The 13,231-nt window shown below is 57.0% G+C and carries 11 protein-coding genes; 9 read left to right on the forward strand and 2 right to left on the reverse strand.

Translation table 11 applies throughout. From position 1 onward, the window contains the following. Window positions 1-8: 8 nt before the first annotated feature. The 5 genes from OU997_RS11020 to OU997_RS11040 all read left to right on the forward strand — a co-directional run bounded on the left by OU997_RS11020 (window position 9) and on the right by OU997_RS11040 (window position 6,125). Entirely contained in the window at window positions 9-1,763 is a 1,755-nt protein-coding gene (locus OU997_RS11020) for a carbamoyltransferase (protein WP_267806566.1), read from the forward strand. Next, window positions 1,750-2,892, forward strand: a complete 1,143-nt coding sequence (locus OU997_RS11025) for a glycosyltransferase (protein ID WP_267806567.1) — start codon at window positions 1,750-1,752, stop codon at window positions 2,890-2,892. The genes OU997_RS11020 and OU997_RS11025 overlap by 14 nt, the downstream gene beginning before the upstream one ends. Continuing rightward, on the forward strand, window positions 2,879-3,919 hold the full coding sequence (locus OU997_RS11030; protein WP_108485801.1) for a hypothetical protein: 1,041 nt from the start codon (window positions 2,879-2,881) through the stop codon (window positions 3,917-3,919). Before OU997_RS11025 ends, OU997_RS11030 begins: the two co-directional genes overlap by 14 nt. A gap of 120 nt (window positions 3,920-4,039) precedes the next feature. After that, window positions 4,040-5,002, forward strand: coding sequence for a glycosyltransferase (locus OU997_RS11035; protein WP_267806568.1), 963 nt, complete (start codon window positions 4,040-4,042; stop codon window positions 5,000-5,002). 25 nt (window positions 5,003-5,027) lie between these two features. Further along, complete coding sequence (locus tag OU997_RS11040; protein WP_146180667.1) at window positions 5,028-6,125, forward strand: glycosyltransferase; 1,098 nt, start codon at window positions 5,028-5,030, stop codon at window positions 6,123-6,125. On the opposite strand, the gene OU997_RS11045 is transcribed toward OU997_RS11040, so the two are convergent. After that, window positions 6,122-6,733: a toluene tolerance protein gene (locus tag OU997_RS11045; RefSeq protein ID WP_267806571.1), complete on the reverse strand. Its 612-nt coding sequence runs from the start codon at window positions 6,731-6,733 to the stop codon at window positions 6,122-6,124. The genes OU997_RS11040 and OU997_RS11045 overlap by 4 nt on opposite strands. Window positions 6,734-6,745: 12 nt before the next feature. Then, window positions 6,746-7,822 carry a hypothetical protein gene (locus OU997_RS11050; RefSeq protein WP_420713185.1) on the reverse strand — a complete coding sequence of 359 codons (1,077 nt, stop codon included), beginning with the start codon at window positions 7,820-7,822 and terminating at the stop codon, window positions 6,746-6,748. Window positions 7,823-7,930: 108 nt separating this feature from the next. Between OU997_RS11050 and OU997_RS11055 the strand changes: the two genes are divergently transcribed. From OU997_RS11055 to OU997_RS11070, 4 genes are read left to right on the forward strand one after another with little or no spacing between them, the layout of a single operon-like run. Next, window positions 7,931-9,088, forward strand: a complete 1,158-nt coding sequence (locus OU997_RS11055) for an O-antigen ligase family protein (protein ID WP_267806575.1) — start codon at window positions 7,931-7,933, stop codon at window positions 9,086-9,088. A 3-nt stretch (window positions 9,089-9,091) separates the two neighbouring features. After that, the gene (msbA, locus tag OU997_RS11060; protein ID WP_108485807.1) at window positions 9,092-10,930 is read left to right on the forward strand and encodes a lipid A export permease/ATP-binding protein MsbA; all 1,839 of its coding nucleotides are present in this window, start codon (window positions 9,092-9,094) and stop codon (window positions 10,928-10,930) included. Beyond that, window positions 10,930-11,826: a GNAT family N-acetyltransferase gene (locus tag OU997_RS11065; RefSeq protein ID WP_267806576.1), complete on the forward strand. Its 897-nt coding sequence runs from the start codon at window positions 10,930-10,932 to the stop codon at window positions 11,824-11,826. Before msbA ends, OU997_RS11065 begins: the two co-directional genes overlap by 1 nt. A 2-nt stretch (window positions 11,827-11,828) precedes the next feature. After that, on the forward strand, window positions 11,829-13,229 hold the full coding sequence (locus OU997_RS11070; protein WP_267806578.1) for a PIG-L deacetylase family protein: 1,401 nt from the start codon (window positions 11,829-11,831) through the stop codon (window positions 13,227-13,229). Window positions 13,230-13,231 lie beyond the last annotated feature (2 nt).

Raw genomic sequence — 13,231 nt, forward strand, 5'->3', positions numbered from 1 at the left:
CACAACCAGTGGCATTGACGATTCTCGGCCTTTCCGGCGCCCTCAGCCATGATCCATCCGCCGCCCTGTATATCGACGGCAAGTTGATCGCGGCCGCCGAAGAAGAGCGCTTTGTGCGCGACAAGCACGCGAAGAACCGTATGCCCTACGAGTCGGCCAAGTTCTGTCTGGAACAGGCCGGGATCAAGCCGTCCGACGTTGATGTGGTGGCTATTCCGTTTGCGCCGATCAGCATCTTCGAGAAAGCCCGCTGGCAATATGCCAAGCGCTACTGGTACGCACCGGATCGCGCCCTCGATGCGATCCTCATGGGCAATCGCCGCTACAAGCGTTACCACAAGAAGATTCAGTGGTGCCTGGAGCAGCTGGGTTTCGACCTGAAGAAAATCAAGATTGAGCCGGTCGAGCATCACCTGGCTCACGCCGCCAGCGCCTATCACTGCTCGGGTTTTACCGAGAAGACTGCGATCCTCGGCATCGACGGCAAGGGCGAGTACGCCACCACCTTCTTCGGTTACGGCGAGAACGGCAAGATCCACAAGATCAAGGAATTCTACGACCCGGATTCGCTCGGCGGCCTGTACGGCGCGATCACCGAATTCCTCGGCTTCGAGATGCTCGACGGCGAGTTCAAGGTCATGGGCATGGCGCCCTACGGTGACGCGGCCAAGTACGACTTCTCGCGCCTGGCCAAGTTCGAGAACGGTGAGCTGATCATCAACACCGACTATGCCAACGTCATCGGCTTCCGCCGCTACAAGGAAAACGGCAAGGGCTACTACTTCTCGCCCAAGCTGATCGAGTGGCTGGGGCCGAAGCGCCAGGGCGACATTGCGGACGATCCTTACATCCACTACGCCGCCAGCATGCAGGCGCTGTTCGAGAAGCTGGCGCTGGAAATGATGGAGTACTACCTCGGTGGCATTATCCGCGAGACCGGCAAGATTGCCTTCGCCGGTGGTTGCGCGCTGAACGTCAAACTGAACCAGAAGATCATCGCGCGCGACGATGTGAAAGAACTGTTCGTCCAGCCGGCTTCTGGCGATGCCGGTACTTCGGTCGGCGCGGCTGCCTATATTTCGCACCAGCGCGGCGTGCCGGTGGAAAAGATGGAACACGTCTACCTCGGTCCGTCCTACAGCAACGAAGACGTGATCGCCGCCTGTGCTCGCCACCCGAGCAAGCCGGTGTTCAAACAGATCGACAACATGCCGCAGCGCATTGCCAAGATCATGGTCGACGCCAACCCGGTGGCCTGGTTCCAGGGGCGCATGGAGTTCGGTCCGCGCGCCCTCGGTGGTCGTTCGATCATCGGCTGCCCGAGCGTGGCCGGTGTGGCCGATCGCATCAATGAACAGATCAAGTTCCGCGAGCGCTGGAGGCCGTTCTGCCCGTCGATGCTCGACACCGTTGGCCCGCAGATGCTCAAGGTCGATCACCCAAGCCCGTTTATGACCTTCACCTTTGAAGTCAACGACGAGTGGAAGACCCGCGTCGGCGAAGTGGTGCACGAAGACGGCACCTCGCGTGCCCAAGTGCTCAAGCGCGAATACAACCCGCGCTATTACGACATGATGCTGGAATTGGAAAAACTCACCGGCAACGGCGTGTCGCTGAACACTTCGCTGAACCGCCGTGGCGAGCCGATGATCTGCTCGCCGACCGACGCGCTGAACATGTTCTACGGCTCGGACCTGCAGTACCTGATCATGGAAGACATCTTGGTGGTCAAGGACGGCAAGGATTGGTATGACAACGTCTGAGGTCGCGGAGGCTGCTCAGCCGTGGGTGCTGCAGTTCTGTCACGGCTATGACGGCCCCTTCCTCGATTGCGCGCGGCAGTACGCCGCGCTCTTTGTTGGTACGCCTTATAAAGTGTGCACGGTGTACCTGACGGGTAAACCGAGTGCTGCGGTCGAGCAAGGCTCGGCATCTGACGAGGTGCTTTTCCTCGACTACTCCAGTCGCGACGTGCGCGGCCTCAAGCTCAAGGCGATCCGCGACCTCACGCGTATTGCCGCTTCGCGCGACTTTAAGTTCTGTATCGCCCATCGCTTTAAACCGATCTACGTCGCCCTGCTGGGTAGCGATCTCCCGGTCATCGGTGTGCACCATGCGTTTGGCGACTACAAGCGGCGAACGCGCCAGCTGTTTGCCAACTTCTTCCGCAAGCGCCTGGCCTTGCTCGGGGTTTCCAATGCGGTGCGCGATGACATGCGGGCCTGCCTGCCGAGCTGGCCGTTCGAGCGTATCGAAACGCTGTACAACCGCATTGATCTTCACGCCGTTCAGGCGGCTCAGGTTTCACGCGAAGTGGCACGTGAGCATCTTGGTTTACCGCAAGATGCTTGGGTGGTCGGCAATGTCGGGCGCCTGCACCCTGACAAGGATCAAGCTACCTTGATTCGTGGCTTTGCCGAGGCCTTGCCGCAGTTACCGGAAGGCAGTCTGCTGGCGATTATGGGCAGCGGTCGACTTGAGGCACCGTTAAAAGCGCTTGCCCGCGAGCTGGGTGTGGACGCGTCGGTGCGCTTTCTCGGTCAAGTGGCCAATGGGCGTAACTATTTCAAAGCGTTTGATGTGTTTGCCCTGACTTCAGATCACGAACCATTTGGGATGGTGTTACTGGAGGCTATGGCGGCCGATGTGCAGGTTCTGGCTACGGATTGTGGTGGCGCGCCTGAGGTGGTCGGCGAGTCTGCGGCATTGTTCGCGCTGGGTGGTCACACTGTGCTGGCCGCTCGACTGCGGTCTGCTGCCGTGGGCAGGCTTGGCGCGCTTGGTACCGAACGCGTAAAGGCCGGTTTTACGGATGAGATTGCGCGCACGCATTTCTGGTCATGGCCTGGTGTGAGTCGCATCGTGCAGGAGGCCGGTAATGGTCAGTCGTGAGCCTAAGCAGCTTGTTTACCTCGTGTATGGGGGCAAGCCTGAGTATCACCGTGAGGCCAAGTTCAGCATCCTTTCCGCCTTGCATCACGCACGTGGCGAGTGTCCGCGAATTTTGCTTTACACCGATGAGCCGGCACAGTTCAGCGGTTGGCCCGTCGATCTGATCACGCTTGATGCAGCAACCTTGGCGAGCTGGACGGGGCCTGCAGCATATCTGCACCGACGCAAGGCGGCGGCTATTCGTGATGCGCTGGCGTACGCAGATCAAAGCATATTCATTGATACCGATACTTTCTTTCTGGCTTCTCCGCTTAAGCTGTTCGAGCGTCTCGCGGGGTCATCCTGGCTGGTCGACGAAATTGAAGGTGTCTGGAAAGAGTACAAGGGCGATGTGATGCATGACGTCCTGGCGCCATACCTGGCAGAACATCATGGTGTTGATCAGCAGATGTTGCTGATCAATTCGGGTGTTCTGGGCTTTCAGGTCGAGGCGTCACACCTGATGAATGCGACTCTGGCCTTGATCGATGTACTGCATCCGATGGTCCCCAAGATCCATGTGATCGAGCAATTTGCCGTGGGTGTAGCTGCCAGGCACTTGGGCCGACCTGCGCAGGCGCAAGGTGTAGTCATGCATTACTTCTCGGGTAAGAATTACTGGCGCCACATGATCGCTGCGTTTTTTCAGCGCTATGGAGAGGCATTTTCTGCGCAGGCCGTAGAGGCGGTGCGCGAGGTGCCGACCTCTAAACCCAGGCCAGCCTGGTGGCAGCGTCTCGACTATCGTATGAGAAGTTTATTGGTTCCTGGCACAGCCCGTTCGCTTGCCAAGCTGGCGTATTACGCCGCAGTAATGCGCGCCGATCCTTATGCTGAGGCCTGCGGTTGTGGATACGCCGAGGAGCTAAGGCGAAAAGTCTTAGCCAAAGGCGACGCGCTGAGCCATCAACCCTGGAGTAAAGTGCTCAGCCGGCGGCATAAGCAGCGTTTGGCCGAGCTGTTGCAGCTACCAGATGGGACGCTCTAGCGGATTCGACGACAGGCTCTGCTTCTGCCTTCGTTGCGGTTGCTCGCTGTATAGATGCTTCGGGGCAGCTATTGCGCTGTTCTCATAGGCGATTATGGGTACCGTTTTTGAGGTGTGTCAGTGAACGTGCTTTTTCTGGTCCAAGCCGAGCAGCGTGCAATCTTAGACAGGCTGTATGACGGCATCGCCGCGTCATGCGACAGCTGCGACATTCGTTGGCTGAGTAGCGATGAGCAGGCCAATCTGAAGCGCTATTTCCGCGAACACGTTGATCTGTCCCGCTACGACAGGGTTCTTTTCTTCCTGCGCTTCAAGAAAGAGATGCGCCAGTGGCGCTTCATTCGCACCTTGCCCAACCTAGTGATTCTCGAGCACGACGCCTACCAGAACTATATTCCGTGCAAATACACGGGGAAGTTCAGCGCCCACTACCGGCGTATGCCCTGGGTGCGCATCATCAGCTCCGGTGCCCAGGTCAGCCAGCGTCTAAGTGCGGAGGGGTTCGATGCTATTTTCGTGCCCAAAGGCTACGACCAGGGCCTGATGACCTATCAAGGTCTGGCGCGTGATATCGAGTTGGCCTTTATTGGTAGCACCAAGAGTGTGGCGTATAGCGGGCGCAAGGCGCTGCTGGATGAGTTGGCGAGTGTCGAGAACCTGTTGGTTACCAAGACGCGATCAGGCCAGGAATATAACGACACACTCAACCGTATCCGCTTCTTCGTAAGCGCTGATGTCGGGATGGGTGAATACATGATCAAGAACTTTGAGGCGATGGCCGTGGGTTGTGTATTGCTCGCCTATGACCAGGGTGCCGAAGAAAATGCGGCGTTGGGGTTTGTCGATATGCAGAACCTCGTGCTTTACCGCGATATTCCTGAACTGCGTGAAAAGCTTGGCATATTGCGCGCTGATCTGGAAAAAGCACAGGCGATTGCTGAGGCTGGTAGGGCTCTAGTTGAGCAGCGTTACAGTTTTGCAGCGCTAGGGCATGCAATCACCGACGCCATGCGCCCTTCATTACGTGCTCAAAAAACGTTGCCGTGGTTGCCTCGCCTGCTGGCTCGAATGAATTTGATCTGAGTGCCTGCCCTGCCAAGGAGTGAACGTGAGCGTTCTAAACGTTATGTGGAGTGGTGGTGCAGCCTTCGTATCCGTTCACAAGGTTCATCGTCAGATTCTTCAGTTGTGTGAGCCCGATGAGGTTATAGAGACGTTGTTATTGCAGTCGGGAGATGCCGCGCCTTTGTCTGACGTTGGGCGCGTTACCTCGCTAGATCTTTCTTCTGCTCGAATCAAAGGTGCTGGACTATTTGGGGCGCTCCAGCGTGTATTGGATCGGCGGCGACTGGCTAAGCGACTGATGCAGCAACCGCCCCGCGTGGTGCTTATTGACGGCATTGGTGTGGCAGCGTTCATTCTCCCCTTGTTGGCAAAGCTGACCGCTACACGAGCGGTAGTGATGTTTCATGGTTCGAAACGGCTGAAAGCGGCACAGATTGCTCTCTTGAGAGGCTTTCCTGCGGATCGTCTGGATCTGGTTGCGGTTTCGGCCACGTTGGCCGCTGAGCTTGAAGCGCAGGTCGGGTTAAAGGTGTTGAGCGGGCGTGTAGCGATTGAGCCCGTGGCATTTCGATCCTCGCTTTTGGCGAGAGAAATCGCGCAGCGAGCCCTTGGAATTCCGCCAGGCGCCGGGCGAACCATTGGCGCGGTGGGTCGCTTGGTGCCAGAAAAAGGCTTTAGCCATCTGCTGACTGCTACCGCGGGTTGGCTCCTGAACAACCCCGAGGATCGTCTTGTGATTGTCGGAGAAGGGGTTGAGCGCCAGCAATTGACAGCCCTTGCTGAAAAGTTGGGTGTGCTCAGGCAGGTTCATTTGACCGGTCATCATGCCGAAGCCCCCCGACTGTACTCGGCCTTTGATTTGATATGCATTCCATCGGAGCAGGAAGGGTTAGGGTTGGTCTTGCCTGAGGCGGTGATTGCAGGCGTACCAGTTTTGGCGAACGATTTAGCGGTCTTTCGTGAACAGCTCAATGGTGCTGCAGGGCTTTTGCCATGCGCTGCTGAGGCGTGGCGCGATGCGCTCAATACTGTGCTGAAAGAAGACCTCGCTGCACTGGCTGATGTGCAGCGTGCGGGCTTGGATGCCGACGGTGTTTGGACGCGCTTCGGGGCGTTTTATCAGGGCTTGCTTGCGCGTTAGTCTGCTAAAACCGCAGCCGATAGCTCGGCCATGGGAAAGCGTCCGGCAATCTCCATTTGCCGCAACAGGCGGGCAAAGTGCTTGAGGTTGCGTGCCGCTTTGGCTTTTGACAGCGATCGACGGTGAAAGGCCAGATCGGCAACATCAATTAGTCCCAAGGTGTTTTGTGGGGTCAGCACGATGTTGCCCAAGTGGAGTGAGCGGAAGTAAATCCCTTTTCTGTGAAGCTCGCGGATGAAGTCACAGAGAGCCGGCAGGCGCGTGATAAAACTTTCGGGATTCTGCAGGTACAGCTCCTTGAGCGTCTGGCCTGGAAGCGGTGTATAGAGAACGGCACTGAGCTGCTTTTCCGCAAAGGTGTACAGCGTGATAGGCGTTAGCGTTGGAATGCCTAGTTCAGCCAAGCGTTCTGCGTTTTGATAGAAGCGTGCGGAATACGGCCTGAGCAGGGCTGAGGAAATCAAGCGTTTGCGCCGGAAAAGCTTGAGGAAGTGGCCGTTGGCGAGGCGATAAACCTTGGGTCCCAGGCTGTCTTCTTCGAGCACTTTCGCGTCAGCGGTCAGTGTTGCCAATGCGCTATCGTTCAGGTGTTTCGTGCTGAGCATCATGTGTCCTTTGCCTTATACGACTTGCTTGGAGGTGAGGCGGCCAAGCAGATGGGCGTGCAGGGTGGGGTGGTGGCGGCCTGCCAACAGCTTCAACAACGGATCAGCCAGCCATAGCGTCATTTGTTCGGCGCTAAGCGGTTTTCCCAGTCGCTCCTCAATATTGACTAATGCTTTGTCCCACCAAGCGGTGGCGCAGGCGCGATCAAACTCGTTTGAGTAGTCATGGCACCCATAAAGCAGCTCTCGTATAAATTGTCTGCGTTCTTTGGCGATTAGAGCCGTCACCGCTTTTTGCCAGCCCCGGTAAGGTTGTGGTGGTCGTGGTAAGCGATCATTCACAAGTAGTACATCTGCGCGTGCGGCTGTGCTTAGCGGTTCACCGTGGTGTTTAGTGTGCCATGCTTGGATCTTGGCTCTGAACTGAGCCTTGCGGCTCCAGTAGTGGTGTATGAGGTCGGTGCAGGCGCCGAGTTGCAGCGTGCCATGTGCTGCCAGAGCCAAGCAAAGCTCCTCCAGCGTGTAGAGTTCCGGAGCTAGAGGGCGCAGGTCATCCATCAATCTAATGGAGTGTTCAAGAATGCCCTTGTCGGCCGTGGTCAGGCCGATCACCCCAGAGTTTGTTTGGCGTAAGCTTGCTTCCAAAAGCCCAACCTGTCTGATGTGGGCGATTGACTGGCTTGGAAGCGATGGTGATTCTCCCAGCGGTGCCCCGATAGCATTGCAGAGCAGGCGACCACCGGTAACGCGTGCCAGCAATATATCCGGTGACGCTCGGAAGAACGTGTCCGTGTCAATCAGCACAGCTTTTTCATACTCATTGAGTACGCTAAGCAATGCAGCATGCTTGATTCTGAAATGGTAGTGATGAGGGCCATCCCAGGTCGGATCTATGACGTGCGTGGTGACCGGCAGTTTTGCGTAAAACTGAGGGTCGTCGGTGAACACTTGGATATCGAACTGGCGAGCGTCTGTGTGAGCGGTTGAGTGGGCGAGTGCACTGACGATGCTGAAAACCGCCTCGCGTTGATAGATGTCTGTGCCGAAGGCGAGATAGACAAGTTGTGGCGTGCTCTTCATTGCGTCAGGCATCGAATGGTAGATAAAGCATAGAATACCCCTTTTTCAGGCTGAGCCGCCCGCTGTGTGCACGGGCGTTGGGAGTAGATGTTGATGTTGAGAATGCAGGCGACAGGAATAATGTTGCTGATAACCTGTGGCTATTTGTGGTTTCTAATGGGGATTGCATGGGCACCGAGCAATAAGATTTATCAGCAAGCGTTAGTAGCCTTGCTCTGGCTGCCGGGCATTCTGGCAATGTTTATCTTTCATCGACGTTTGCTTGATATATGGTGCAGCAGTCGGGTGTTCTGTTCGTTTTTATTGCTTTTCTTGGGCTGGGCTGCGCTGAGTACCTTGTGGACTGGTGCGGATGAGCCGCTGCGAGAATTGAAACGTGTTTTTTATGTAGGGCTTTTTCTTGTTTCTCTGGCGTTATTGTCTTCTCAGCACCCTGAGCGGATCTGGCAAGGGTTGGCTGTTGCCTTTGTAGGCTTGGCTCTTGCGTGTTTAGCGAGTATCTGCCTCTTTTATATCCGCGATATGCAGCCACTCACTGCTCGGCTTTATGGCATCGGGCAGGTGGGGCATCCAATTCTTGGTGCCTATGTGATGGCGCTTGTGGTGATTTGGGGCGCACGGTTTAAACCTTCTGGCATCTGGCAGAGCCTTCTATGGGGGGCGCTGATGCTGTCTGCTTTAATGTTTATTCTGTTAGGCCAGAGTCGCGGGGCTACGCTGGCGTTAGTCGCGGGTATTTTTGCCTTGCTCTTACTTCGTGGCGGGCGCGCAGTGTGGGGCGGTAGCGCAGCAATCATACTTGTCTGCTGGGGGGCTTATGAATTGTTCGCGCCGTTGATTCTCGCGCGTGGTTTTTCGTATCGGCCAGAAATTTTCCAGGCCAGTCTCGATATGTTTATGCAAAATCCCTTACTCGGGTTAGGCGTCGGTACGGATTATCGGGTTGTCACGTTCAACTATCCCGAGGGGTTCGATCACACACACAATGGCTTCACCCATGTTGCTGTTGAGTTGGGTTTTCCTGGCGTGGTTTTGTGGATCAGCGTGTGGTTGAGTGCCTTTCACACTGTTTGGCAGCGCCGCTTCTCCGCCGAAGGGCGGCTGGTATTCGGGACCTTGGTTGTGTCGCTGGCGGCACTTCAGTTCGATGCGGCCAGTCTATGGGGGACTCCAAGGGCTGAGTGGTTTGTCGTCTGGCTTCCTCTGGCCCTCACGCTTGCTCTCATCGCACAACCGCAGAATGCTAGACTGCGGCCCGCCTGTATTGAAGTGAGCTGATTCATGAGTGATGTGAGAGATGACGTGGCCCAGCCAAGCAGTCTGAAAATATACCTTCGGTTACTGGGATACGTTAAGCCGTACATCGGTATGTTTTTGATCAGTATCTTCGGATTTCTGATCTTCGCCTCCACTCAGCCAATGCTTGGTTACATCCTGAAGTTCTTCGTGGATGGCCTCAATAATTCGAATGTTGGGCTTTTTGCCGGGGTTCCGTGGGTGCAGGCACATGCCCCTTGGCTTGCAGAGCTTAAATTGCTGCAGGCTGTTCCCCTGCTTATTGTGCTTATCGCACTCTGGCAGGGCATTGGTTCGTTTCTCGGCAACTTTTACCTCGCAAAAGTTTCCATGGGGCTGGTTCAAGACCTGCGTATCGCGTTGTTCAATAATCTTCTGACGTTGCCCAATCGCTATTTCGATAGCCATAACTCAGGTCACCTGATTTCCAGAATTACTTACAACGTAACCATGGTCACTGGTGCTGCTACGGATGCCATCAAAGTGGTGGTGCGTGAGGGAATGACGGTGGTCTTTCTCTTTGCAACCTTGCTATGGATGAACTGGAAGCTGACGTTGGTCATGGTTGCGATATTGCCGATCATTGGACTAATGGTATCCAGCACCAGCAAGAAATTTCGTAAACAAAGCAAGAAGATCCAAGTGGCGATGGGGGATGTCACTCATGTGGCTTCGGAAACCATTCAGGGCTATCGAGTCGTCCGTAGTTTTGGCGGCGAACGTTATGAGCAGCAACGGTTCCAGGCCGCCAGTGAGGATAATCGCCTCAAGCAGCTGAAAATGGTTAAAACAGGTGCGGTCTACACCCCTTCGCTGCAATTGGTGATCTACAGCGCCATGGCCGTGTTGATGTTCCTGGTTCTGTTGTTGCGCGGTGATGCCAGTGCGGGCGATTTAGTTGCGTACATCACGCTGGCTGGTCTTTTGCCGAAGCCGATTCGTCAGCTGTCGGAGGTCAGTTCGACTATCCAGAAAGGGGTGGCCGGTGCCGAGAGTATTTTCGAGCAGTTGGATGAGCCCTCGGAGGTCGATGTAGGCATTCAGGAGCGTGAGCGAGTCACTGGGCGTCTGCAGGTCAGCAATCTCAGCTTCCAGTATCCGACGAGTGAAAAGCCGGTGCTCAACAATATTTCTTTTGTTGCCGAACCCGGTCAGATGGTGGCGCTTGTGGGGCGTTCGGGCAGCGGCAAATCCACGCTGGCGAGTCTGATTCCGCGTTTCTACCACCATGAGCAAGGCCAAATTCTGCTCGATGACCTGGATGTAGAGGAGTACAGGCTGCGTAATCTGCGTCGCCATATTGCTCTGGTGACCCAGCATGTCACGTTGTTCAATGACACCGTGCGCAACAATATTGCGTATGGCGATTTGATCGAGGCGCCCTTGGAGGCTGTCAAGCGTGCCGCTGAGGACGCTTACGCTGCCGAGTTTATCGAGAAGATGCCACAGGGCTACGACACGCTGGTGGGCGAGAACGGTGTGCTGCTCTCGGGTGGCCAGCGTCAACGCTTGGCAATTGCTCGTGCGCTGCTCAAAGATGCGCCGTTGTTGATTCTCGATGAAGCCACTTCGGCGCTGGACACCGAGTCCGAACGGCATATTCAAGCCGCACTGGACAAGGTGGTTGAGGGGCGCACCACCATCGTGATTGCCCATCGCTTGAGTACGATCGAGAAAGCTGACCTGATTCTGGTCATGGAGCAAGGCGAAATTGTTGAGCGCGGCACCCATGTGCAGTTATTAGCGCTCAACGGTTACTACGCGCGTCTGCATGCCCGCGATTTTGCGGATGATGCTGACCTGCATGCTGAGCCGAGTGCCTGATGCTCAGTCATTGGCGCGCTTGGCGCGAGCGAGGCTGGACGGTCATCGAGGCATCTGAGTACGCCGCCGCCTGGCAACGTTTTGGCGGCAGTGTGGCCACGCATCCGCAGGTGGTCGAGCGGCTGGCTGGCTTGACGGGCCTGCCGGTGCGTTATCTCGGCTGGTTCGCGGGTGGCGAGTTGCAGGCGGCGATTCCGACCTGGGGACGGCATCTGGCGCTGTCCAAGGATGTGCTCAAGCAGCAGGGCAAGCGCGGCCTGTTCGACCTTGGCAATGCCGAGTTGATTCTTCCGGCAGCGCCCTCGGTCAGCGTCCCGCTGCGCCATCGCGGTCGGTATATTTCCAGGCTCAATGCCGATGCGATCAGCACCCTGCGTGAGCAGCCCGAAGGGTTGGCTCTGGCCCGTGAACCTGAGGAATACAGCAAGAAATTTCGCTACAACCAGCGCCGTGAGCAGCGGTTATTGGAAGAGGCCGGCGGGGTGATTCGGCCCATGCTCGAGCTTTGCGCTGCCGAGCAGGCGCTGATTTATGCCGATCTGTTCCAGCGTCGCTGGGGTTTTGAGGCCACCGGCAAGGCGCATTTGGCCGAGGTGTTCAGCCTGATGCGCGACTTTATGACCGGCTCGCTGATCTACTTGAGTGATCAACCCGTGGCGATTCAAGTGTTGTACCGCGTCGAAGCGCCGCAGTGGGTCAGCTTGGAATACATCAATGGCGGAGTGGACCCGCAAAACCGCGAGTTCAGCCCTGGCAGCGTGTTGAGTTTTATCAATACGCAGGCCGCCTGGAGCGAAGCTCGCGCGCTGGGCAAACCATTGCGCTATTCCTTCGGCCGGGCTGACCGCGAATATAAAGACCGCTGGTGCAACCGCGTCGCGGTTTATCAGGTTTGAGTATGTCAGCCCGTAAACAGATCCTGCTCAAACGCCATCGCCGACAAAAGCGTATTGCCTTGCTGTTGGCCCTTATTGTCTTGGCGCTCGTCGGCGTGCTGGTCGCCTGGTGGTGGGTGCCGGTCCTCTTAGTGTTTGGCTGGGTCGCCCATGAGGCCTGGTTTGCCGATCACCTGTTTTATGCGCCCAGCGATGACTACAGCTACGCCTTTGCGCTGTCGGGCCGCGCCATTAACGGTCGTATTGATGTCGGTTGCGTGAGGCTGGACGGTGAGGTGGAGGCGGCTGATACCCTGATTCTGCAGGTGCAGATAAACGCCAATTGGCTAGGTCGTTGGTTCGATCCTTATGTGCGGATTGGCAATGACCGTCAGGACTTTGAGCGGGGCGTGAAGGGGCGGCGCTACCTGAATCTGTCCGGACAGGGCGAACTACTGGTGCAGGGCAAGTTGTCTGTGCGTAGTCGCTTTTGTCGCCTCGATTCGCTTGTCACGCTTTATGCGCAGCGCAACCCGGACTACGCCGAGCGGCGCTTGATGATTGTCGCGCCGCACGCCGACGACGCTGAACTGGCCGCTTTTGGCCTGTACAGCCGGGCGCGCGAGGTCAGCATCCTTACCCTCACGCAGGGCGAAATCGAAGCCGAGGCTTATCAGCCCCTCGGGCTGGAGCAAGCGGCTGCCGCTCAGCTCAAGGGCCGTTTGCGCGCCTGGGACAGCCTGGCGGTGCCGCTGTGGGGCGGTGTGCCGCAAAGCCAGTGCCTGCAGCTGGGCTATTACTGCCTGCAGCTACCAGCGATGCAGGCGCAGCCTGAGCAGGCGTTCGGTTCGCGGGAGTCCGGTGAAACGGATATTCGTAGCGTGCGGGGGAACAATGCCCTGCCCTTGCCCGGTGATGCCGATGGTGTGCCCAGCTGGCGCAATCTGCTGGCGGATCTGGTGGCTGCGCTTGAGCATTACCAGCCCGAGGTTGTTGTCACCCCGCATCCGCAATTGGACCCGCACAGCGACCACGTTGCCAGCACCCAAGCGCTGCTAGACGCGATTGAGCTTAGTGGCTGGAAGCCGAAAACCCTGCTGCTGTATGCCAACCACCTGCACGACAACGACCGCTGGCCCATGGGACCGGCGGGTTTTGGCATCGCGTTGCCGCCGGCCATTGAGGCGCTACCGGCTGATGGGCTGTGGAGCCCGTGCCTGGATGCTGCGCAACAACTGGATAAAGCCATGGCGCTGGCCATGCAGCACGATTTACAAGGCCCGTTGCCGCTTAAACGGCGTATCCGCCGCTGGATTCAGTATGTGTTGGTTGGGCGGCGCTGGCCGGCCACCGGTGAAGATGAATTCTTCCGCAAGGCGGTGCGCCGCCATGAACTGTTCTGGGTGCGCACGCTCGGCGGTTAGCC

It is taken from the genome of Pseudomonas sp. SL4(2022), from assembly GCF_026625725.1.
GTDB lineage: Bacteria > Pseudomonadota > Gammaproteobacteria > Pseudomonadales > Pseudomonadaceae > Aquipseudomonas.